The 20,595-nt window shown below is 71.9% G+C and carries 20 protein-coding genes; 9 read left to right on the forward strand and 11 right to left on the reverse strand.

Features of this window, described 5'->3' with window-relative positions; all coding sequences use genetic code 11:
• Nucleotides 1-43: 43 nt before the first annotated feature.
• Complete coding sequence (locus ACFWV8_RS13595; protein ID WP_384200753.1) at nt 44-751, forward strand: sulfite exporter TauE/SafE family protein; 708 nt, start codon at nt 44-46, stop codon at nt 749-751.
• A 15-nt stretch (nt 752-766) separates the two neighbouring features.
• Here the strand turns inward: ACFWV8_RS13595 and ACFWV8_RS13600 are convergent, their stop codons facing one another.
• Together ACFWV8_RS13600 and ACFWV8_RS13605 are read right to left on the reverse strand one after the other, a co-directional pair.
• Entirely contained in the window at nt 767-2,107 is a 1,341-nt protein-coding gene (locus ACFWV8_RS13600) for a 6-phospho-beta-glucosidase (RefSeq protein ID WP_384200648.1), read from the reverse strand.
• 60 nt (nt 2,108-2,167) lie between these two features.
• Nucleotides 2,168-2,611 (reverse strand): VOC family protein, encoded by a 444-nt coding sequence (locus tag ACFWV8_RS13605; RefSeq protein ID WP_384200650.1) that lies wholly within the window; start codon nt 2,609-2,611, stop codon nt 2,168-2,170.
• 100 nt (nt 2,612-2,711) lie between these two features.
• On the opposite strand from ACFWV8_RS13605, the gene ACFWV8_RS13610 reads away from it, so the two are divergent.
• Entirely contained in the window at nt 2,712-3,200 is a 489-nt protein-coding gene (locus ACFWV8_RS13610) for a GNAT family N-acetyltransferase (RefSeq protein ID WP_384200652.1), read from the forward strand.
• 50 nt (nt 3,201-3,250) lie between these two features.
• Here ACFWV8_RS13610 and ACFWV8_RS13615 read toward each other — a convergent pair whose 3' ends face one another.
• Together ACFWV8_RS13615 and ACFWV8_RS13620 are read right to left on the reverse strand one after the other, a co-directional pair.
• Entirely contained in the window at nt 3,251-4,030 is a 780-nt protein-coding gene (locus tag ACFWV8_RS13615; RefSeq protein WP_384200654.1) for a peptidoglycan recognition protein, read from the reverse strand.
• Between the two features lie 95 nt (nt 4,031-4,125).
• Nucleotides 4,126-4,473 carry a metalloregulator ArsR/SmtB family transcription factor gene (locus ACFWV8_RS13620; RefSeq protein ID WP_329379673.1) on the reverse strand — a complete coding sequence of 116 codons (348 nt, stop codon included), beginning with the start codon at nt 4,471-4,473 and terminating at the stop codon, nt 4,126-4,128.
• 103 nt (nt 4,474-4,576) lie between these two features.
• Here ACFWV8_RS13620 and ACFWV8_RS13625 point away from each other — a divergent pair, with 103 nt between their 5' ends.
• A complete protein-coding gene (locus ACFWV8_RS13625) occupies nt 4,577-5,674 on the forward strand; it encodes a cation diffusion facilitator family transporter (protein WP_384200657.1) in 1,098 nt (365 codons plus the stop codon).
• Nucleotides 5,675-5,760: 86 nt separating this feature from the next.
• Nucleotides 5,761-7,023 (forward strand): hypothetical protein, encoded by a 1,263-nt coding sequence (locus tag ACFWV8_RS13630; protein WP_384200659.1) that lies wholly within the window; start codon nt 5,761-5,763, stop codon nt 7,021-7,023.
• A gap of 58 nt (nt 7,024-7,081) precedes the next feature.
• Here ACFWV8_RS13630 and ACFWV8_RS13635 read toward each other — a convergent pair whose 3' ends face one another.
• The 3 genes from ACFWV8_RS13635 to ACFWV8_RS13645 all read right to left on the reverse strand — a co-directional run bounded on the left by ACFWV8_RS13635 (nt 7,082) and on the right by ACFWV8_RS13645 (nt 9,195).
• Nucleotides 7,082-8,248 (reverse strand): aminopeptidase P family protein, encoded by a 1,167-nt coding sequence (locus ACFWV8_RS13635; protein ID WP_384200661.1) that lies wholly within the window; start codon nt 8,246-8,248, stop codon nt 7,082-7,084.
• A 74-nt stretch (nt 8,249-8,322) separates the two neighbouring features.
• Nucleotides 8,323-8,733: a VOC family protein gene (locus ACFWV8_RS13640; RefSeq protein WP_329379662.1), complete on the reverse strand. Its 411-nt coding sequence runs from the start codon at nt 8,731-8,733 to the stop codon at nt 8,323-8,325.
• Nucleotides 8,734-8,781: 48 nt separating this feature from the next.
• Complete coding sequence (locus ACFWV8_RS13645) at nt 8,782-9,195, reverse strand: helix-turn-helix domain-containing protein (RefSeq protein WP_384200663.1); 414 nt, start codon at nt 9,193-9,195, stop codon at nt 8,782-8,784.
• Between the two features lie 308 nt (nt 9,196-9,503).
• On the opposite strand from ACFWV8_RS13645, the gene rsgA reads away from it, so the two are divergent.
• Nucleotides 9,504-10,616 carry a ribosome small subunit-dependent GTPase A gene (gene rsgA, locus ACFWV8_RS13650; RefSeq protein WP_384200665.1) on the forward strand — a complete coding sequence of 371 codons (1,113 nt, stop codon included), beginning with the start codon at nt 9,504-9,506 and terminating at the stop codon, nt 10,614-10,616.
• Nucleotides 10,617-11,052: 436 nt separating this feature from the next.
• Here rsgA and ACFWV8_RS13655 read toward each other — a convergent pair whose 3' ends face one another.
• On the reverse strand, nt 11,053-11,427 hold the full coding sequence (locus tag ACFWV8_RS13655; RefSeq protein ID WP_329379648.1) for a PPOX class F420-dependent oxidoreductase: 375 nt from the start codon (nt 11,425-11,427) through the stop codon (nt 11,053-11,055).
• Between the two features lie 79 nt (nt 11,428-11,506).
• Here ACFWV8_RS13655 and ACFWV8_RS13660 point away from each other — a divergent pair, with 79 nt between their 5' ends.
• The gene (locus ACFWV8_RS13660) at nt 11,507-12,508 is read left to right on the forward strand and encodes an ArsR/SmtB family transcription factor (RefSeq protein WP_384200667.1); all 1,002 of its coding nucleotides are present in this window, start codon (nt 11,507-11,509) and stop codon (nt 12,506-12,508) included.
• A gap of 32 nt (nt 12,509-12,540) precedes the next feature.
• Here the strand turns inward: ACFWV8_RS13660 and ACFWV8_RS13665 are convergent, their stop codons facing one another.
• A complete protein-coding gene (locus tag ACFWV8_RS13665) occupies nt 12,541-13,938 on the reverse strand; it encodes an N-acetylmuramoyl-L-alanine amidase (RefSeq protein WP_384200669.1) in 1,398 nt (465 codons plus the stop codon).
• A 250-nt stretch (nt 13,939-14,188) separates the two neighbouring features.
• Here ACFWV8_RS13665 and ACFWV8_RS13670 point away from each other — a divergent pair, with 250 nt between their 5' ends.
• Nucleotides 14,189-15,019, forward strand: a complete 831-nt coding sequence (locus ACFWV8_RS13670) for a M23 family metallopeptidase (RefSeq protein ID WP_384200671.1) — start codon at nt 14,189-14,191, stop codon at nt 15,017-15,019.
• Between the two features lie 41 nt (nt 15,020-15,060).
• On the opposite strand, the gene ACFWV8_RS13675 is transcribed toward ACFWV8_RS13670, so the two are convergent.
• Nucleotides 15,061-15,543 (reverse strand): DUF456 domain-containing protein, encoded by a 483-nt coding sequence (locus ACFWV8_RS13675; protein WP_329379640.1) that lies wholly within the window; start codon nt 15,541-15,543, stop codon nt 15,061-15,063.
• 69 nt (nt 15,544-15,612) lie between these two features.
• Entirely contained in the window at nt 15,613-16,629 is a 1,017-nt protein-coding gene (locus ACFWV8_RS13680; protein ID WP_384200673.1) for a helix-turn-helix domain-containing protein, read from the reverse strand.
• A 478-nt stretch (nt 16,630-17,107) separates the two neighbouring features.
• Between ACFWV8_RS13680 and ACFWV8_RS13685 the strand changes: the two genes are divergently transcribed.
• Entirely contained in the window at nt 17,108-18,736 is a 1,629-nt protein-coding gene (locus ACFWV8_RS13685) for a protein phosphatase 2C domain-containing protein (RefSeq protein ID WP_384200675.1), read from the forward strand.
• Between the two features lie 99 nt (nt 18,737-18,835).
• Nucleotides 18,836-20,584, forward strand: a complete 1,749-nt coding sequence (locus tag ACFWV8_RS13690; protein ID WP_384200677.1) for a pyruvate dehydrogenase — start codon at nt 18,836-18,838, stop codon at nt 20,582-20,584.
• The last annotated feature ends 11 nt before the right edge of the window (nt 20,585-20,595 follow it).

Genomic DNA, 20,595 nt, shown 5'->3' on the forward strand with positions numbered 1-20,595 from the left:
GACTCGGCCGGGGAACGGTGTGATCGACGGGCTGAGCCAGGGGCTGGGCGGCGGGACGATCGCGCTCCTCGCCGCCGTGGTCGCGCTCGCCGCGTTCGTCCAGGGAACGAGCGGCCTCGGCTTCGCCCTCATCGTCGCACCCGTCGTCGGCATGGTCGATCCCGGGCTGCTGCCCGTGTTCCTGCTGGCCTCGATGATCCCGCTGAATCTGTACGTGGCCTGGCGGGAGCGCGCCAGTCTCGACGTACGCGGCGCCCGCTGGATCTCGGCGGCCCGTCTCGCGGCCACCCCCGGCGGACTGGCGCTGCTGTGGGCGGTCCCCGAACGCCACCTCGGCGTGGCCGTCGGCGCCGCGACGGTGCTGGCCGCGCTGGTCAGCCTGCTGGCACCCGCGTTCACCCCCGGCCGGACGGCGTACGTCGGCGCCGGCGCCGTCACGGCCCTCACCGAGACGGCGACCGGCGTCGGCGGCCCGCCGCTGGCGCTGGTCTACCAGCACCGGCCACCGGCCGAGCTGCGCTCGACGGTCGCGGTCTGCTTTCTCGTCGGCGAAGTCGCCTCCCTGGGGCTGCTGTTCGCCACCGGCCAGGGCAGCCCCGGCCAGGCGTCGCCCGCGCTGCTGCTCCTGCCGGCCCTCGCGCTCGGCGTCCGGCTCAGCCGTCTCGTACACCACCGGGTGGACGCGGCGAAGCTGCGGATCATGGTCCTGGTCTTCGCGGCGGTGTCGGGTGCGGTGCTGATCGCCGGGTAGCCCCCGGCGCCCCGATCAACGGAGATACGCCAGGCCCGGGTGCACGTCCACGTAGCCGTCCACCAGCCGCCGAGCCACCGTCACCGAGTCGACGAGCGGATGCAGCGCGAACGCCTTCACCGCCGCCGTACGCGAACCGCTCTCCGCCGCCGCCAGCACCTCACGCTCGACCGCCTTCACGGCACAGACCAGGCCGGTGGCGTGATACGGCAGCGGCGCCACGGACACCGGATGGGCGCCGTTCGCGTCCACGAGGCACGGGACCTCGATGACGGCCTCGGGGTCCAGCACCGAAAGCGTCGTGCCGTTGCGGACGTTGAGGATCAGCGTCGAGCGGCTGTCGTGGGCGATGGCCCGCATCAGAGCGAGGGCGACCTTCTCGTACCCGCCCGACTCCAGGTCCTCCGGGGCGCGTTCGCCGGCGCCGGCCGACTCGCGGTTGTGCGCCATGTAGGTGGCCTCGCGTTCGGCGCGGGTACGGTCCCAGGCCTCCAGCGCGGGCGTATCGGACCGGTCCATCTCCTCGTAGAAACGGGCCTGTTGGTCCCGCAGGAAGGCGCCACGCGTGCGCTCGGCCCCGCGGTAGGCGCGTACGGTCTCGCGGTTGAAGTAGTAGTAGTGCAGATACTCGTTGGGGATCGAGCCGAGGGACCGGAGCCAGTCCGTGCCGAACAGCTTGCCCTCCTCGATCGAGCCCAGCAGTCCGGGATCGGCGAGCAGACGCGGGAGTTGGTCGCGGCCGTCGATACGCAGGCCGCGCAGCCAGCCGAGATGGTTGAGGCCCACGTAGTCGATGAAAGCCGTACCGGGGTCGCCGCCCAGCACGCGCGCGACGCGGCGGCCGAGCCCCACGGGGGAGTCGCAGATCCCGATCACCCGGTCGCCGAGATGGCGCGCCATCGCCTCGGTGACCAGCCCCGCCGGGTTGGTGAAGTTGATGACCCAGGCGTCGGGCGCGAGCCTGGCGACCCGGCGCGCGATCTCGACGGCGACGGGCACCGTCCGCAGGCCGTAGGCGATACCTCCGGCCCCGACGGTCTCCTGACCGAGCACCCCCTCGGCGAGCGCCACGCGTTCGTCGGCCGCGCGGCCTTCGAGACCGCCGACCCGGATCGCCGAGAAGACGAAGTCGGTGCCCCGGATCGCCTCGTCCAGATCGGTGGTGACGGTGACCCGCGGCGCGTCGGGCACGCCGGCCGCCTGGTCGGCGAGCACGCGGGCGATCGCGGTCAGCCGGGCGGTGTCCACGTCGTGCAGGACGACATCGGTGACCCGGCCCTCGGCATGGTCGCCGAGGAGCGCGCCGTACACCAGGGGGAGCCGGAAGCCCCCGCCGCCGAGGACCGTGAGCCTCATCCGACAACCACCTTCAACGCGCGCCGCGGATGTCGCGCGGCGACCGACAGGACGGTCCCGTTATACGTCACCGGGGCCGGAGCCACTCTCGGCGCCGCCGCCCACGGGATCGGGCTGCCGCGCGGGCTCGGGCGACACGGCGAGCGTGAAGGCGTGACCCGCCGGGTCGGAGTAGGTCCGCGCGTCCCGCGGCCCGCTGTTGTTCCTGGCCGCGACGGGCCTGGCACCGAGGCCGACCGCCTCGCGCTCGGCCTCGTCCATATCACCCCGGCTCACGAGAATGCGCAGATGCGCCTGCTGGGAGTCCTCAGGCCGGGGCCAACTCGGCGGTGCGTAACCGTGATCGCGGTGGATCGCCAGATGGGCGCCGTTGTCGCCGACGACCTCCAGATAGTCGGGGTCGCCCCACGGGCGGATCTCCGCGTCGAGCAGACCGGCGTAGAACTCGGCCAGTTCCATCGGTTCGGCACAGTCCAGAACAAGGACAGTCGTCTTCTCAACCATGCACTCGCGTGTACCCGCCGCCCCGGGCGGCATACGGGCGGCGTGGGGGAGAGAGGTAAAGCGCTGGCGGCCCCGGCCGACGCCCCGGCATGCTGGCCGGATGCTGATCAGGGAAGCCACCCGCGAGGACTGGGCCGCCATCTGGCCGTTCTTCCACCGGATCGTGGCCGCGGGCGACACGTTCACGTATCCGACCGACCTCGGTGAGCAGGACGCGAGCGAGTGGTGGCTGCTGGCTCCGCCGAACCGTACCGTCGTCGCCGTGGACGACGCGGGCACGGTCCTCGGCACCGCCAAGATGAACACCAACCACCTGGGCAACGGCTCGCACATCGCGAGCGCCAGCTACATGGTCGACGCGGAACACACCGGACGGGGCGTGGGCCGCGCGCTGTGCGAGTACAGCCTGGAGTGGGCGCGTACGGAGGGTTTCCGCGCGATGCAGTTCAACGCCGTCGTGGAGACCAACACGCACGCGGTGAAGCTGTACGAATCACTCGGCTTCACGGTGCTCGGCACGCTCCCGGAGGGCTTCCGCCATCCGGTACTGGGCTATGTCGGCCTGCACATCATGCACCGCGCGCTCTGACCCGGCCCGACCCGAAGGACCCGCCCTGGCCGACCCCGTCAAGACAGGCCCTAAGGGCTGTCCGGGCGGCCCTGGAGGCGGGCCGCGCGTTCGCGTATCCGGGGGAGCGCCCCGTACAGCGCGCCGCCCGGACAGCGCGTCGAGTAGCCGTCACGGTGGCCCGAGACCGTACGGAAGATCTGCCGGGTGCCCTTCTTGTACCGGCTGCCGTCGTTGGTCGACACCAGCGTCGTCGTACCGCGCGGATCCACCCCGTACAGCCCGAGTTTCCACGCGATCAGCCGGGCGAGTGAGTCGACCATCGCCTCGGGCACCGTCGCGCCGTCGCTGAAGTCGCCCAGCGCCGCGATGCCGACGGTGCCGACGTTGAACCCCAGGGTGTGCGCGCCGACGACGGGGTTCTCGATGCCGCCCGCGCGGCCCTCGTAGATGACGCCGCCCCGGTCGACCAGGAAGTTGTAGCCGATGTCGTCCCACTGGCGGTTGTCCACGTGGTCGACGGCGAAGGTACGGATGAGACCGGGGACCTCGGGGCGTGTGTAGTCGTTGGGGCCGATGGTGTGGTGGATGAACACGGCCCTGACCTCGTCGGCGGTACGCTCCGGCTTCCGCCGGGGCGGGGGCTTCTCCTGCCAGAACGTCCGGGGCTCGACGGCGGGCGCGGCGCTGGACCAGCGGAGCGGCCGTTCCGGGCGTGCCCGCGGACGCGAGGGCGGGGCCGACCCGTCCTCACCGGCTCTTCCGGCGGCGTCGGCGGCCAGGGTGAGGCCCGCGCCTGCCGCGGCGGCCCAGCCCATGCCACGAAGCAGCACCCGCCGGTCGATGCTCATGGGGACGAGCGTATGGCGACACGCCGGGATCCGCCTCCCCTCCCAGGTGCCTCTTCCGTGTCTTCTCGGGGGCCGTACGGGGTCTCTCCGTCACCTCAGTCGTGCGAGGGGCGGCCGTCGAGCTTGTGGTCGGCCAGGCTCAGCGCCTCGTCGATCACCCGCCGCAGATGGCCGTCGCGGAGGCTGTAGACGACCCGGCGGCCCTCCTTACGGGTGACCACCAGACCGGCGAGCCGGAGCTTGGCGAGGTGCTGGCTGACGGCTGGGCGGGCCGCGCCGCATCTCTCGGTCAGGGTCGTGACGTCCGCCTCGCCGCCCGCCAGCGCGTGCAGCAGGACCAGCCGTGTGCGGTCGGCGAGTACGGCGAAGACCTCGGCGGCGAGTGTGAACTGCTCCTCGCCCGGGATGGGCGGGTGCGCATCATGCGCAGGTGATAGTTGCATGCGTGCGTTCATATGCACATAATGGCGAACGGAGTACGGCGCTGTCCACCCCGCCGCTCCTCCCCGGCCGGTTCCATCGCCCGCGCGTCGGAAGGTCACCGCCATGAACGACCCGCACGGACACGCTCACCCGCACGGAGGCGCGCACGCTCACGGAGGCGCGCACGTCCATGGGCCCCTCGCTCGGCTGCGCCACAAGGCCGGACATCTCCTCACCCCCCACTCCCACGAATCGGCCGACAAGATCGACACCGCCCTCGAATCGTCGGCGAAGGGCATGCGCGCGCTGTGGGTCTCGCTGGCGGTACTCGGTGTGACGGCGCTCGCGCAGGTGGTGGTCGTCATCCTGTCCGGCTCGGTGGCGCTGCTCGGTGACACCGTCCACAACGCCGCCGACGCCCTCACCGCGCTGCCGCTCGGCGTCGCGTTCGTACTCGGCCGGCGCGCGGCCACCCGCGGATTCACCTACGGATACGGGCGCGCCGAGGACGTCGCCGGCATCGTCATCGTGCTGACCATCGCCGCCTCGGCCGTCTTCGCCGGGTGGACCGCCGTCGACCGGCTGCTCGACCCGCAGCGGGTCAGTCATCTGCCGGCCGTCGCCGTCGCCGCCGTGGTCGGCTTCGCCGGCAACGAGTGGGTCGCCCGCTACCGCATCCGCGTCGGCCGCGAGATCGGCTCGGCCGCTCTTGTCGCCGACGGGCTGCACGCCCGTACCGACGGCTTCACCTCACTCGCCGTCCTGCTGGGCGCGGGTGGCGCCGCGATCGGCTGGTGGCTCGCCGACCCGATCGTGGGCCTGCTCATCACCGCCGCCATCGCGCTTGTCCTGCGCGACGCGGCCCGCGAGGTGTTCCGCCGCGTCATGGACGCCGTCGACCCCGCGCTCGTGGACGCCGCCGAGTCGGCCCTGCTGGACGTCCCCGGTGTACGGGCGGTGGGCGAGCTCCGGCTGCGCTGGATCGGGCATCGGCTGCGCGCCGAGGTCGCGGTCGTGGTGGACGGCGATCTGACCGTACATCAGGCGCATGACGTCTCGGTCGCGGCCGAGCACGCGCTGCTGCACGCCGTACCGAAACTGACCGCCGCCCTGGTCCATTCCGACCCCGCCGCCACCGCCGGTGAAGCCGACCCGCACGCGGCGCTGACCCACCACGCGCCCGGTCACGGTCGCGGTCATGCCCTTGCCCCTCTCGTCTGAGGTTCCCGCGCTCTCCGGGTCTTGTCGGTTACATGACATCCTCACTAGCGTGTGCCGGGTTCCATCCCCCACACGAGGAGACCGGCATGAAGGACCGAGCGAGACCCATGTACCGGCGTCGGATCACCGCGGCCCTTTCCCTGCTCGCCTGCGTAGGCGTCGCAGTCGCCACACCACCGGCCGGAGCGGCCGACGGCCAGAAGTCCACGCGCGTAGCGTCCTCGCCGGCCTCCTGGTCGGCGGATCTGTCCCGCATCACCTCCGACGACGTCAACGTCCGCTACACCGAAGGTGCGTTGAGCGTCCGAAGCACCGCCTTCCGCCCCGCGTCGGCCGAGGCCGGCCAAGGCTACGGCACCCAGGTGCTCGCCCCCGAAGAACTCGGCGATCCCGTCAACCGGGTCAGCGCCGAACTGGTCACCGACACGCCCGCGGACTCACGCGCCGAGGTGGTCGTCGACGTGCGCGGCCGCTCCGCGCGGGGCGCCTGGACCGAGTGGATACCGGCCGACCGGGGCCCCGCGGTGCTGCCCCGCGCCGTCACCACCGTCCAGGCCCGGATCACCCTCTGGGACAAGGAGGGCGGGGCGCGCGTCAAGAGCCTGCGGCTGTCCGCCGAGAAGGGTGCGGCGCCCCGGGGCGCCGCCGGCGCGACCGCGCTCAGCGCCCGGGTCTTCGCCACCCGCGAGGGTCTCGTCGGCCGGACGACCGCCAACGGCCATGTCATCCAGCCGAACGACCACTTCGTCGCGCTGCCCTCGCGACGCGGCCTGTCGCCCAACGGCAGCGGCCAGTACTCCGTACAGGTCTGCGGGCCCGCCCGCTGCGAGACCGCGCCGGTGTGGGACGTGGGCCCCTGGAACACCAAGGACGACTACTGGAACCCGTCCCCGACCCGGGAGATGTTCAAGGACCTGCCCCAGGGCCTGCCCGAGGCCCAGGCCGCCTACGAGAGCGGCTACAACGGCGGCCGGGACGGTTCAGGACGCGTCGTTCTCAACCCGGCCGGCATCGACCTCGCCGACGGCACCTTCTACAACGTCGGCCTGAACGACAACGGCTGGGTGACGGTCACCTATCTCTGGACCGGCGACCAGACGGGCAAGTCGTTCCCCACCTGGGGCACGGACGTCCGCGTCCGCCAGCAGGCGACCACCGCGTCGCCCGAGGCGGCGCGGCTGCCCGGTCCGACGACGGTCAGCGTCAAGTGCCAGGTCCACGGTCAGCGGATCACCGTGGACGGCATCACCAATGACGGCTGGGCCTATCTGCCCGCCTTCGGCGGGTACATCTCCAACATCTTCATCGACGTGGTGGAGTCCTGGCTCCCCGGCGTACCGAACTGCTGAACCGGCGGGGGCACTTGGGGCCGCACGACGCCGGTCCCAAGTACCCCTGCGCGTCCACCTAGCCGACCACGGCCAGCTCCCGCTCCGTCGTGTTGAGCCGGCGGCCCCCGGTCTCCGTGACCGTGACGATGTCCTCGATCCGGACGCCGAAGCGGCCCGGCAGATAGATGCCGGGCTCGACCGAGAAGCACATGCCGGGTACGAGCGGCAGTTCCTCGCCCTCGACCATGTAGGGCGGCTCGTGGGTGGTGACGCCGATGCCATGGCCGGTGCGGTGGATGAAGTACTCGCCGTATCCCGCGTCGTTGATCACCGCGCGTGCCACCCGGTCCACCTCCTGGCAGGCGATGCCCGGCCGCACCGCTTCGCAAGCCGCCCGCTGCGCCGCGCGCACCACGTCGTGGACGCGCCGCTCCTCCTCCGTCGGCTCGCCGACGTGGACGGTACGGGAGGTGTCGGAGCCGTAGCCCTCGCGGAGCCCGCCGAAGTCCAGCACGACCATGTCGCCGCCCTTGATGACCCGTTCACCGGCCTCGTGGTGCGGGTCGGCGCCGTTGGGGCCGGAGCCGACGACGGTGAAGTCGACCTGGGAATGGCCGAATTCGCGCAGCAGACCGGCGAGGTCCGCGGCGACCTCGGTCTCCCTGCGGCCCGCGAAGGGAACCTTCTTGATCTCCTCGTACGCGGAGTCGGCCGCCGCCCCCGCCGCCGCGAGCCGTGCCACCTCCCGCGCGTCCTTGACCGCGCGCAGCATCGGCAGCGCGTTCGTCAACGGCGTGTAGGAGGAGCCCGGCAGGGCCTCCTGGAGGCCGATGAGGTGCAGGGCCCAGGTGTTGTCGCTGATGCCGTAGCGCCCGGTCGCGGTCAGCGCGGGCGCGGTCACGGCGTACGGGTCGACGCCGTCGGTCCAGTCCCGCAGGGTCAGCGCGGGCGCGCCGACCGCCTTCGCGGCGTCGGGCGCCTCCAGCTTCGGCACCACGAGGACGGGGCCGGCGTCCGGGGTGAGGACGAGCAGGGTGAGCCGCTCGGTGTCGGCGGGCGGCCGGTAACCGGTGAGCCAGACCATGTCGGGCCCCGGCGCCACGAGGACGCCGGCCAGCCCGGCGGCGGTGGCGTCCCGCACCGCGCGCTCCATCCGGGCGCGGTAGTCGTCGGCGGTGAAGGGGGCAGGGGCCGCCGGAGTCCCGGCGGCCGGTTGTGCGGTGGATGCGTCGCTGCCAGTCATACGGCCATCCTGCCGCCGCCCCGAGCCGCTCGGCGACCCCGGTTCCGGCCCGCGCCCCGCCTCGGCCCCGGCGCCTACGACTTCGGCTGGGAGAAGCGGATGCTGTTGCCGAACGGGTCGCGGAGCCCGCAGTCGATGCCGTACGGCCGGTCGGTGGGCTCGTCGGTGAACTCGACGCCACGGCCCTTCAGCGTCTCGTACGTCCCGCGGCAGTCGTCCGTGGTGAAGAAGAGCGAGCCGCCCGTCGCGCCCTTCGTCACCAGTTCACGGACCTGCTGCGCGGTCTCCTCGGACATCGCCGGAGGGCCAGGCTTCTCCAGGAGGATCTGTCTGTCGGGCACGCCGGGGACATTGACGGTCAGCCAGCGCATGAAGCCCAGGTCGGCGTCGGTGTGGACCTCCAGCCCGAGCTTGCCGACGTAGAAGTCGAGTGCCTCGTCCTGATCGAGGACGTAAATCTGCGAGATCGTGAGTGCGTTGAACATGGGCGTCACGTTACGGCCCGACGGGGGCGAAAACTTGTCCAGAACTGCTCAGTCGACACGGGCGTCGGTGCTCGGCCTCGTCCACGCCTTCGTGAAGCACGACGGTACGTACGCGACGGCCGCCGCCACCTCCTTGCGGTACGTCCTCGGCGGCCGTCCGACGATGTCGCGGAAGGTGCGGCTGAAGGTCGCGGGACTGCTGAAGCCGACCTCGTAGCAGATGTCCGTCACGGCGCGGTCCGTCTCCCGCAGCAGGAACATCGCGCGCTCGACCCGACGGCGCTGGAGATAACGGTGCGGGGTCTCGCCGAACGTGGCGCGGAAGGTCCGCGTGAAATGCGCCTGCGACACATGGGCGATCCTGGCCAGGGCAGGGACGTCCAGCGGCTGCGCGTAGTCACGGTCCATCGCGTCGCGCACCCGCAGCATGCGGCGATTGCTCTCTTCCACGGTGCGGCCCACGGAACCATCACACCACGGCTCACCCGCGGGCCTGGGCGAGCGCGGAGCCCGGGTTGAACGAGCCGGCGGTAAATGGGTGGCGGGCCCGGTGGAAGACGCGCTAGGTTCCCAGATATTCCGAGGGCCGATCCGGTCCCGTCGGCCGCGCGTGTGAACCGGGAGGTGTGTACCGATGGCTGTTTCTGTGCTGGGCCTTGCCCGCGATCAGCGAGTCGTCCATGTCACCTCCGTGGTCTCCGGCTGACCTTCCTCTCTTCTCGCGCCTGATCGGCGCGGGTGCCGGGGCCGCCCTTGTGAAGGGTTCCCCCTTGTCTTTCTCTGCTGCCTCTTCCGAGGCATCCTCCACCGCTCATCCGCTCGTCCCGTACGGCTGGGACGAGGGCTGGGAGGCGGAGTTCACCCCGTACGCCGCGCAGGGCCTGCTGCCCGGCCGCGTCGTGCGGGTCGACCGGGGCCAGTGCGATGTCGTCACTCCTGACGGCACCGTGCGGGCCGACACCGAGTTCGTCGTGCCGCGCGACCCGATGAAGGTCGTGTGCACCGGGGACTGGGCCGCGGTGGACCGCGGCGGCGATCCGCGGTACGTGCGGACGCTGCTGCCGCGTCGTACCGCCTTCGTACGCTCCACCTCGTCCCAGCGCTCCGAGGGCCAGATCCTCGCGGCCAACGTCGATCACGCGATCATCGCGGTATCGCTCGCCGTCGAGCTGGACCTGGGGCGGATCGAACGCTTCCTGGCCCTGGCCTGGGAGAGCGGTGCGCAACCGGTCGTGGTGCTCACCAAGGCCGACCTCGTGCCGGACCCGACGGGGCTGTCGTATCTCGTCGACGACGTCGAGACCACGGCCCCCGGTGTGCAGGTCCTCGCACTCAGCGCGGCCACGGGGGAGGGCGTCGACGTGCTGTCCGCCGTCGTATCGGGGAGTACGAGCGTGCTGCTCGGCGCCTCGGGCGCCGGGAAGTCGACGCTCGCCAACGCCCTGCTCGGCGAGGACGTCATGGAGGTGCAGGCCACCCGTGACGCGGACGGGAAGGGCCGGCACACCACGACCACCCGCAATCTCCTCGTGCTGCCCGGCGGCGGCGTCCTCATCGACACCCCGGGGCTTCGGGGTGTCGGGCTGTGGGACGCCGGGCAGGGCGTGGGGCAGGTGTTCACCGAGATCGAGGAGCTCGCCGAGGGGTGCAGGTTCCACGACTGCGCCCACGTCAGCGAGCCGGGGTGCGCGGTGCTCGCCGCGCTGGCCGACGGTTCGCTGCCGGAGCGGCGGCTGGAGAGCTACCGCAAGCTGCTGCGGGAGAACCAGCGCATCGTCGCCAAGACGGACGCCCGGCTGCGGGCCGAGATCCGGCGCGACTGGCGGCTCAAGGTCGCGGAGGGCCGCGCGGCCAGTGAGGCCAAGCGCGGGCGCGCCCGCTAGGGCGTGTTTTAGAAGTAGCGTCGTCCGCCCGCAAGGGCGGGGCCTACGGCGTCTGGTGCGTGCGATCGCAAGGCGGAGGATCATCCTCGTACTGGACGTACTTGGATGACTCCGACAACGCGGCGAGCGTGCGTGCCAGGCGTCGTGGGCCAGACGGGACTTCTCAAACACGCCCTAGCCGTAGCAGGTGACCGGGCGAAGATCGCCCGGACGGACCCTAGGTGACCGGGGCGGGGTCGGGCTCTCCGAGCGGGGAGTCCGGCATCGCCCCGGCGTCCCGAGCGCCGTGTCCGAATCCCGCGAGTGCCGTCGTGCGGCGCGACGCACACTGGGCGATCCCGACGTGGCGCCGGACCTGGCGCCGGACGGCGAGCCTCGCGGGGCGGCATGGCGCCCCTGGCGTTCGTACGCCGCCTGGCACCTGAATCCGAGCCGGTCAGACCGTTTCGTCCAGCCCCCAGCTGTGAATCTTCCGGGGGTGGATCCGGATCAGCTCCTCGCTGAAGTGCGGTCCCAACTCGTGTGGCCCGGTGAGCAGTTCGGCCTCACCCCGGATGTCCACACCGCGTACCTTCCAGGGTTTGACGCTCACGATGTCGTCGACGACCAGCCCCACCAGGGGGTTGGCCTGGAGATTCCGCCACTTCTTCGTGGTGCCCAGCGCGTAACCGCCGATCAGGATCGTGCCGTCCGCCTGCGGGAAGAAGCCCACCGGGTTGGCCTGCGGCTGGCCCTTCGGATCGACGGTGGCCAGCCGCCCCAGTCGCTGGGAGGAGAGATAAAGGCGCTCGGCCTCGCTGAATTCGCTCATGACTCCAGCCTCACACGCCGGCCACCGTGCCCGGCTAGAATCCGGGCCTGACCGCACAGGCTTTCCGGGGGAGTCCAAGGTGCTGCGAGTCGATCTCCGTGGACGGGAGCTCAACCGGCTGCGCGTGGCGGACGGAGCGGACGCTCTGTGGGAGGCCGCGCTCAGCCTGCATCTGCTCCAGAACCAGCACGTCCCGCCGGCCTTCGCGCCCTGGCGGCGCGAGGTCCGCACGGCCCTGGAACGCGCCGGACTCGCCTCGGCCGTACGGGAGTTGATGCTGCTCTGCCCCGCCGCCGAGTACTTCCCCGACTTCCTCACCCCCGGCCGGGGCGAGCTGGACCTCGACATCGGTGTGGACCGTCTGCTGTCAACTCCCCGCCGCCGCCTGGCCGCTGATCTCACGCGACTCTACGCGCGCAGACCCGGACCGGTCCCGGCCACCGTACGGCGGCTCTCCGAGGGTGATGTGGAGGCGCTGCGCTGGCTCGGCTCGACTCTGCGGCGTTACTACTCCGTCGCCGTGGTGCCGTATCTGCCGGCCATCCGCGCCCAGGCCGCGGCCGACCGTTCGCGCCGCGCCGAGGCGGCGCTGGGCGGGGGAGCGGAGGGGCTGCTGGCCAGTTACGAGGAGATGCCCGGCTGGCGCTGCGAGGACGGGATCGTGCGCACGCCGTATCCGCTCAGCCGTGAACTCCGGCTGTCCGGGCAGACGTTGACCCTGGTGCCGGGCTTCTTCTGTGTCGGTACGCCCCTGGCCCTGGTCGACCACGAGCTTCCCCCGGTGCTGGTCCACCCGCTCTCCCCGGCCCCCGGGTGGCTGGTGCGTTCCCGGCAGGGTGAGGCGACGCGGCCGGTGGCCCAGCTGATCGGCGCCTCGCGGGCCCGGCTGCTCGAACTGCTCGACCGGCCGATGACGACGACCGGTCTGGCGGGGGCGCTGCGGATGGCTCCCTCGACGGCGAGCCGCCACGCCTCCGTACTCCGCGAGGCCGGTCTGCTCACCTCGCACCGGCACGGCAACCGGATGATGCACCACCGCACCCAGCTGGGCAAGGCCTTGCTGGACGGCCCCGCTCCCTGAGGGCGGTGGTGCATCGGCTACGGCTGGGACGCTCAGCAGGTGGGCACGCCCGGCAGCCACGAGTCCGAGACGTCGATGAAGATGTTCGAGATGTAGCCGCCGTGGTCCGGCAGGTAGGACCAGGCGTCGTTGCTGTATCCCTGGTAGTTGACCAGCTGTCCGCGCTTCTGGCACTGGACCTTGACCGATGTCGGGCCCGCCAGGCTCGCGACCTGCGCCGAGGTGGTCGTCGCCTCCTGACGGATGCTCACGCCGGTGCCCCATGTCGGGAACGAGGTGCCGGGACCGGGGCCCGGGTCACCGGTGCCGCCGTTGACGAGCGACATGTAGTAGGTCCAGTTCCAGTTGGCCCCGGGGTCGCTGTGGTCGTTGCCCGGTACCTCGCTGTGCCCGACGATGCCCGTACGGGTACGCGGGATGCCGTACTTGGCGGTGAGATGGCGGGTCAGCGCGGCCGACGAACGGTACATCGAGTCGGTGAACCAGGACGGGTCGGCGACGAAGCCCTCGTGCTCGATCCCGATGGAGCTGGGATTGCCCGAGCGCGCGTGCCAGGCGGTGTTGGCGTCGCGGACCATCTGGGTGACCTGGCCGTCCGACGAGCGGATCACATAGTGCGCGCTGACCTTGGAGGCCGGGTTCTGGAACCAGCTGATGGAGCCGGCGTACGAGCCCTGGGTGACGTGGATGACCACCTTGTTGATCGCCGACGTACGGCCGGTCTGGTAGTTCGACGTGCTCGCCGGGACCCAGAGGGCCGCCGGGTAGTCGTCGCTCAGTACACCGAAGTCGGAGGCGATGCCCGCGTACTTGCCGCGGTGGGGCGTCACCTTGTGGGCCGTGACGAGGATCTGCTCGTTGCCGGCGGCCTGCGCGCGCAGGCCCTTGTTCAGCAGGTCGTACGCGGTGTCCGCGTACAGCCGCGCCGTCCGGTCGTTCGCCGCGGCGCCGTACTCCGCGGTGACCGGGTACCACTCGGCGAGCGAGTCGCGGTCGGTGGCGTCCAGGCCCTGCTCGTCGGCGAAGGCGCGCAGAACGGCGGCGGCGCCGCGGATGTTGGCGGCCGTGTCCTTCTTCAGCTCGGCCACGGACTCGCCGGTGAGCTTCGCGGCCCGCTCAAGCGTCTGGTGCTTCGGCCGGCTGACCAGGTGCATCACGCCGTAGCCGTTCGCCTGACTGGGTCTTCCGCCGTGACCGTCGAGGTGCGTCTCGCCGTATCCGAGGGCGACGAGCAGATCACGGGGTACGTCGTACTCGGCGGCGGCCTTTGAGAACGCCGTGTTCATGACGCCGGTGCCGGCAGCGGCGTCCGAGCCGCCGCCGGGGTAGGGCGCGGCGCTCGCGGGCTGGCCGGTGAGGGCCAGCGACGCGGCGACCACGGTGCCGAGGAGCGCGGCCCGGCCGCGCCTCCAGCCTGAGATCAAGGTCATCGGTCTTCTCTCCGCTCTGTCGTGCGCGGCCCTGAGACCTGCGCACTAGTGGGGGCCAAGGCGGGGTGAGGAACTGTCAGCCCCGCCATGGTGGAGTGCCGACTTGTCAGGAGCAAGACATTTCATCTCCGACGAAAGGCGCCGTCCAGTCGTTGTCGAGGACGAGCGCCCGTCGCTACTTTTGCCGCGTCTCGCAGCGGTCCGCGGCTCCCCGCCCGACCGTCTGCAACCCCCACACCCGGGAGCATTCGTGACCCGTCTCAGACGCCTATCGACCACATTCGCCGGTGCGCTCCTCGTACTCGTCGGGATGCTGACGGTACCCGCCGGAGCGGCGGAAGCGGCCGAGGCCGGCGCCTCCGACACGGCAGCCGTGGCCGCGGCGCCCAACTTCAAGGCCCCCTACCCGTGCGGCCAGCGGTGGACCTACAGCCACCATTCGGCGGAGGTCCGCCGTGCGCTGGACTTCGTACGCGCCGACGGCGGCACCACCAACGGCACCCCCGCCCTCGCGTCGGCCGCCGGCACCGCGACCCGGCACAGCCAGCCGAGCGGCGCGGGCAACTACATCTCCATCGACCACGGCGGCGGCTGGACGACGTACTACTTCCACCTCGGTTCCTTCTCGGTGGCCGGCGGACAGTTCGTCAACCAGGGCCAGCAGATCGGCACCACCGGCTCCAGCGGCAACTCCACCGGCCCCCATCTGCACTACGAGCAGCTGCTCAACGGCGTCGGCCAGAACATCGTCATCAACGGCGGCGGTCTTCCCTACCCCGGCAGCTACAACCAGCACTACCTCACCAGCGACAACGGCTGCGGCGGAGGCGGCGGTACGCCCTTCATGACCTGGGGCACCGGAGTCAGCGTCCGCGCCGACGCCCGGCTGAACGCCGCGATCATCACCCGGCTGCCCGGCCCGACCAGCGTCCATGTCCTCTGCCAGAAGCAGGGCGACACCGTGAACGCCGAGGGGTACACCAACAACTGGTGGAGCAAGCTGCGTGACCAGGGCGGCTTCATCTCCAACATCTACATCGACCACCCGGCGGCCCAGCTCCCGGGCGTGCCCATCTGCTGACGGTACGTCGGCGGACCGGCGCGGCGGTCGGCGGCCAGAGGTCAGCCCCAGACCGCCGCGCCGATCCACGTGCCCATCACCAGCAGACAGCAGAACAGCTCGACCAGCAGCGAGTAGCCCGAGGTCCGCATCACCGTGCGTGTCGACGCCCAGCCGTCCCGGTGGCTGCCCAGCCGTACGCGCTCCACCGCGTAGATCCCGCCGACGAAGCCCACGACAGCGCCCACCACCGGCAGCACGAAGAACCCCACGATCCCCGCGAGCCCGCCGGCCAGCAGCGTGCGCCGTCGCGTCCCCGTCCGGCGCGTGCGTCTGGACGGCAGGAGGGGTCTGAGCGCCTGGCTGAGCAGCAGCAGCGCCGTGGACGCGATCAGTACCGCCCAGGCGGTCGCCGAGGTGTCGCTCAGCGCCCACCAGACAACGGCGGCCCAGACGATGGCGGGCCCCGGCACGCCGGGAATCAGCACACCGATGACGCCCAGCAGCATGACCAGGGCCACCAGCACGAGCTGCCACACGTCCATCTGCCCAGGGTGCAGGATCCCCGGGGGAGTGGCACGCGGGCGCGATCCACCTCGCGATCCACCTCCCGGTCAGCCGCGCGGGTCGCGTGCCACCCAGCCCTTCTCGTACGCGTGCCAGCCCAGCTGGAGCCGGGTCGTCACACCCGCCAGCTCCATCAGGCCCTTCACCCGGCGCTGTACCGTCCGCAGCCCCAGATCGAGCTGCTTGGCGACACTCGCGTCCGTCATCCCCGCGAGCAGCAGCGAGAGCACTTCCAGGTCGGTCTCGTCGGGGCCGTCGGCCGGGTCCTCCGTCACCGTCGCCCCGTCCCGGCCCGCCCCGTCCCCGCCCGGCACCAGACGCAGGGGCAGCGCGTCGCGCCAGACCGCCTCGAAGAGCCCAGACAGCGACTCCAGCAGGCCGCTGGCGTGCACCACCAGCGCCGCGGGCTCCGCGTCGCCCGCCGTCAGCGGCACCATCGCCAGGGTCCCGTCGGCGATCATCAGCTTCGTCGGCACCCGGTCGACGACCCGTACCTGTTCCTCGCGGCCGAGAGCCGCCGACAACTCCGTGATCCCGTCGGGCAGCGAGAGCACTTCCCGCTCGATCACCACGCGGTAGCGGACGCCGCGCGTCACCACCCGCTCCTCGGACTCGTTGTCCACCCCCGACACCACCACCGGCCTGCCGGTGACCAGCGCGCGGATCTCCTCCGTCGCGCCCAGCTGCAACTGGTGGAAACGGTGCGCCACCGCGCTCGCCCCCGTCACCACCTCGACCAGATCGTGCACGGCGGGGCCCGCCGACTCCGCCCGGTACTCCTCCGCGAGCAGTACGGCCGCCAGCTCGGCCCGCTCCAGCTCGTGACGCTGCTGGGTGAGCAGCGCGCCCAGGGCCACCGCGGGCGGCGCGGCGACCCAGCGGCCCGTCCGGGCCGACGACTGCGCGGCCAGCCCCTGCTGCTCCAGCCTGCGCAGCGCGCGCTCCGTGTCCTGCTCGGGAATCGCGAGCCGATGTGCCAGATCGGCGGCCTCGGCGGCGCCCAGCGCCACCAGGGCGCGATACGCCGACTCCTGTCTCTCGTCGAGACCTATTGCTCCCAGCACCCCTGGAACCCCTCCCCGGACGTACGTTCAAACCCGGCGCTCAAACCCGGCCACCGATGGCGGATACCGGCCACGGCGTAAACCCGCCGCGCACATCATCCCCGCATCACGCGCCACTCTGCCAATGTGGCGACATTGCCGGATCCACAGACCCCAGGGATATGCCCCGGTACGGGGTGGGTGGGCCGGCCTTCGTATGCCGGATAAGCTGATTACCCGGACGTTCCCGTCGAACCCCGACGAGTCGCTACGATTCGAATCGGCGTACGGATCGTCGTACGGTCGGTTTCCGGCCCCGAATCCTGGTCGGCGCACCTGGTGCGCGCCGGCCTGCCGAACGTCCGCCGGGCGTCCTTCCCGTGGGGGGTGGGGTCGCCCGGCGGACTTGGGCCGACGGGGCTCCGGTGTGATCGCGCCCGGCCTCTTATTTTTCCCGGTGTCCCGTTTTCTGACGCCCTGTGCGGTCGACAATAGGAGCATGAGCCAGCAGGGGGACCGGCCCGCCGCCGCCGACGACTGGTGGGGCCGGCTGTACGACGAGTCCGCACCCGACACCGGTCCCGCCGAGACGCGGGACGACACGATCGACGACCGTTTCGACTCGGCGGCGGACACGCTCGGCGAGCGGTACGGACAGGCCGTCGACGCGATCGACGTCGCCGACGAAGAAGATCCGGGTGACGAGGACGAGGACGTGGGGGCCCTGAGCGGCGGTCCCGTCTCACGGCCCCTGGCCTGGTGGGAGGCGCGCGGCGCCTACCCGGTGATCCAGGCGCCGGAGCCCCCGCCCCCGCCGCAGCCCACGGTGGCGGACGTCCCGCTCGCGCCCCCGCCTCCCGCACCCGCGCCCGTCGCGCCGCCACCGCCTCGTGCGCCCCGGCAGCGGGCGCCGTGGGAGCCGCCGCCACCGGCGTTCAGCCCCAGCGACGCCCGCCCGCTGCCGGGCGCCGTCGATCCGCCGCCCCCGCCGACCCCTGAACCCGAACCGCCGGCCAAGCCCGCGTCCGCGCCGAAGCCTCCCGCCCCCGCCGCCGAAACGCCCCCGCCCCGCGACCCGCGCGCCGCCCACGACCCCCCGCCGTCGGCGCCACAGGCGCCCGCGCCCGCTCCCGCCGCCCGCCCCGGCCATGTCGGCGACAGCCCGCCCACCTACGACGCCGAGCCCACCGCGCTGCCCGCGAGCCGGGCCGACGAGCTCGGCCAACTTCTTCCCGACACCGTGCTCGACGGCGCCCGGTACGGCACGTACACACTGCGCGCCGCCTCCATGCGCGGGGACTCGGCGCGCTATCGGGGCGAGCCCCGCAGAGACGCCCTGCTCACCGCCCGCTTCGGCGTCGGCCCGAGCGCCCTCGTCCTGGTCGCCGTCGCCACCGGCGCCCGCGCCACCGAGGGCGCGCACCTGGCCGCCGCGGACGCGTGCCGGTGGATCGGCGGCGCCGTCGGCCGCAGCCACAGCCGGCTCGCCGATGACATAAGGGCCGGCCGCCGGGGCGACCTGAAGTCGGGTCTGCACCGGCTCACCGACCGCACCTACGGCAAACTGCGCGCCCGCGCGGGCGAGTTGGGCCGCGAGCCGGACGAGTACACCGCGAGCCTGCGCTGTCTGCTGCTCTCCGCCGACCCCGACTGCCGCACCCGCGTCTTCTTCGGCGTCGGCGGCGGCGGGCTCTTCCGGCTCAGGGACGGCGCCTGGCAGGACCTGGAGCCGCTGCTCCCCGAGCCCGCCGACATCACGGGCGCACCGGTCCTCGGCTTCGGCTCCGCGCCCGCCGACGCCCTCGCCGAACAGTCCCCGGACGGTGACCGCCTCACGATGGACCTGGAGATCACCAAGCCGCCAGGCCCGGTCGTGGAGGCACCCGTGCCGCCCCCGCCGGAGCCGTTCCGCTTCCGCGCCTCGGTGGCACGACCGGCCGACACGCTCCTGCTGACCAGCGTCGGCCTCGCGGAGCCGCTGCGCGGTGAACCGGGCCTCGGCGACGAACTGGCCGCCCGCTGGGCCTCCGGAGAGCCGCCGGGACTCGCCGCGTTCCTCGCGGACGTCGGGGTGCGGGTGAAGGGTTACGCCGACGACCGTACGGCCGTGGCGGTCTGGGAGGCGTAACGGCGCGGGGCGTGGGTTGATGGACAGCGGGTACCGCAGGGGCCCGGGGCCGAGACCGGTCGGCCCCGGCCCCGGACCCCGGCAGAAGGGCGCGCTTCCATGGCCAGGCAGAACGTGGCGGAGCAGTTCGTCGGCATCCTCGCCCGCGCGGGCGTGCGGCGGATGTACGGAGTCGTCGGCGACAGCCTCAACCCCGTCGTCGACGCCATCCGGCGCAACGCGGCCATCGACTGGGTGCAGGTCAGGCACGAGGAGGCGGCGGCCTTCGCGGCCGGCGCCGAGGCCCAGATCACCGGCAGGCTCGCCGCCTGCGCGGGCTCCTGCGGCCCCGGCAATCTGCACTTGATCAACGGCCTTTACGACGCGCACCGTTCCATGGCCCCGGTCCTCGCGCTCGCCTCGCACATCCCCACCGGCGAGATCGGCCTCGGCTACTTCCAGGAGACCCATCCCGAGCGGCTGTTCGACGAGTGCAGCCACTACAACGAGATGATCACCAACCCGCAGCAGATGCCCCGGCTGGTCCAGACGGCCATTCAGCACGCGGTCGGCCGGGGCGGTGTCAGCGTGGTGACCCTGCCCGGCGACATCGCCTCCCGGCCGGCCCCGACGAAGGCGATCGAGCACGCCATCGTCACCTCCCGGCCGACGGCGCGCCCCGGCGACCTGGAGATCGACAAGCTGGTCGACATGATCGACGACGCGGACCGCGTCACGCTCTTCTGCGGCAGCGGCACGGCCGGGGCGCACGCCGAGGTGATGGAGTTCGCGGAGCGGATCAAGTCCCCGATCGGCCATGCCCTGCGCGGCAAGGAGTGGATCCAGTACGACAACAAGTTCGACGTCGGCATGAGCGGACTGCTCGGTTACGGCGCCGCCTACGAGGCCACGCACGAGTGCGATCTGCTCATCCTGCTCGGCACCGACTTCCCGTACAACGCCTTCCTGCCCGACGGCACCGACGTCAAGATCGTCCAGGTCGATGTCAGGCCCGAACGCCTCGGCCGCCGCTCCCAGTTGGACCTCGCGGTCTGGGGCGACGTACGCGAGACGCTGCGCTGCCTGACGCCACGGGTACGGGTGAAGAACGACCGCCGCTTCCTGGACAAGATGCTCAGGAAGCACGCCGACGCGCTCGAAGGCGTCGTCAAGGCGTACACGCGCAAGGTCGACAAGCACGTCCCGATCCACCCCGAGTACGTCGCGTCCGTGCTCGACGAAGTCGCCGACGACGACGCCGTGTTCACCGTCGACACCGGCATGTGCAACGTCTGGGCCGCCCGCTATCTCTCGCCCAACGGCCGCCGCCGTGTGATCGGTTCGTTCAGCCACGGGTCGATGGCCAACGCCATGGTGCAGGCCATCGGCGCGCAGTTCGTGGACCGGGAGCGCCAGGTCGTCTCCATGTCGGGCGACGGCGGGTTCGCGATGCTGATGGGCGACTTCCTCACCCTCGTCCAGTACCAACTGCCCGTGAAGATCGTCCTGTTCGACAACTCATCACTCGGCATGGTCGAGCTGGAGATGCTGGTGGCCGGCCTGCCGTCGTACGGCACCACGAACCACAACCCCGACTTCGCCGCCATGGCCCGCGCCGCCGGGGCGTTCGGCGTCCGGGTCGAGAAGCCCAAACAGCTCGCGGGCGCGCTCAAGGAGGCCTTCAAGCACAAGGGCCCGGCCCTGGTGGACGTCGTCACCGACCCGAACGCCCTGTCCATCCCGCCGAAGATCAGCGCGGACATGGTGCAGGGCTTCGCGCTCTCCGCGGGCAAGATCGTGCTGGACGGAGGGGTGGGCCGCATGGTGCAGATGGCACGCTCCAACCTGCGCAACGTGCCGCGGCCCTGACCCCTCCCGCC

It is taken from the genome of Streptomyces sp. NPDC058665, assembly GCF_042714995.1.
GTDB lineage: Bacteria > Actinomycetota > Actinomycetes > Streptomycetales > Streptomycetaceae > Streptomyces.

Excerpts from the sequence above, each read along its gene's own strand:
- ACFWV8_RS13635 (WP_384200661.1), bottom strand. The coding sequence starts at position 8,248 with ATGACTGGCAGCGACGCATCCACCGCACAACCGGCCGCCGGGACTCCG.
- ACFWV8_RS13685 (WP_384200675.1), top strand. The coding sequence starts at position 17,108 with ATGAGCCAGCAGGGGGACCGGCCCGCCGCCGCCGACGACTGGTGGGGC.
- ACFWV8_RS13690 (WP_384200677.1), top strand. The coding sequence starts at position 18,836 with ATGGCCAGGCAGAACGTGGCGGAGCAGTTCGTCGGCATCCTCGCCCGC.
- ACFWV8_RS13675 (WP_329379640.1), bottom strand. The coding sequence starts at position 15,543 with ATGGACGTGTGGCAGCTCGTGCTGGTGGCCCTGGTCATGCTGCTGGGC.
- ACFWV8_RS13655 (WP_329379648.1), bottom strand. The coding sequence starts at position 11,427 with ATGAGCGAATTCAGCGAGGCCGAGCGCCTTTATCTCTCCTCCCAGCGA.
- ACFWV8_RS13620 (WP_329379673.1), bottom strand. The coding sequence starts at position 4,473 with ATGCAACTATCACCTGCGCATGATGCGCACCCGCCCATCCCGGGCGAG.
- ACFWV8_RS13610 (WP_384200652.1), top strand. The coding sequence starts at position 2,712 with ATGCTGATCAGGGAAGCCACCCGCGAGGACTGGGCCGCCATCTGGCCG.
- ACFWV8_RS13600 (WP_384200648.1), bottom strand. The coding sequence starts at position 2,107 with ATGAGGCTCACGGTCCTCGGCGGCGGGGGCTTCCGGCTCCCCCTGGTG.
- ACFWV8_RS13615 (WP_384200654.1), bottom strand. The coding sequence starts at position 4,030 with ATGAGCATCGACCGGCGGGTGCTGCTTCGTGGCATGGGCTGGGCCGCC.
- ACFWV8_RS13640 (WP_329379662.1), bottom strand. The coding sequence starts at position 8,733 with ATGTTCAACGCACTCACGATCTCGCAGATTTACGTCCTCGATCAGGAC.
- ACFWV8_RS13625 (WP_384200657.1), top strand. The coding sequence starts at position 4,577 with ATGAACGACCCGCACGGACACGCTCACCCGCACGGAGGCGCGCACGCT.
- ACFWV8_RS13665 (WP_384200669.1), bottom strand. The coding sequence starts at position 13,938 with ATGACCTTGATCTCAGGCTGGAGGCGCGGCCGGGCCGCGCTCCTCGGC.
- ACFWV8_RS13630 (WP_384200659.1), top strand. The coding sequence starts at position 5,761 with ATGAAGGACCGAGCGAGACCCATGTACCGGCGTCGGATCACCGCGGCC.
- ACFWV8_RS13605 (WP_384200650.1), bottom strand. The coding sequence starts at position 2,611 with ATGGTTGAGAAGACGACTGTCCTTGTTCTGGACTGTGCCGAACCGATG.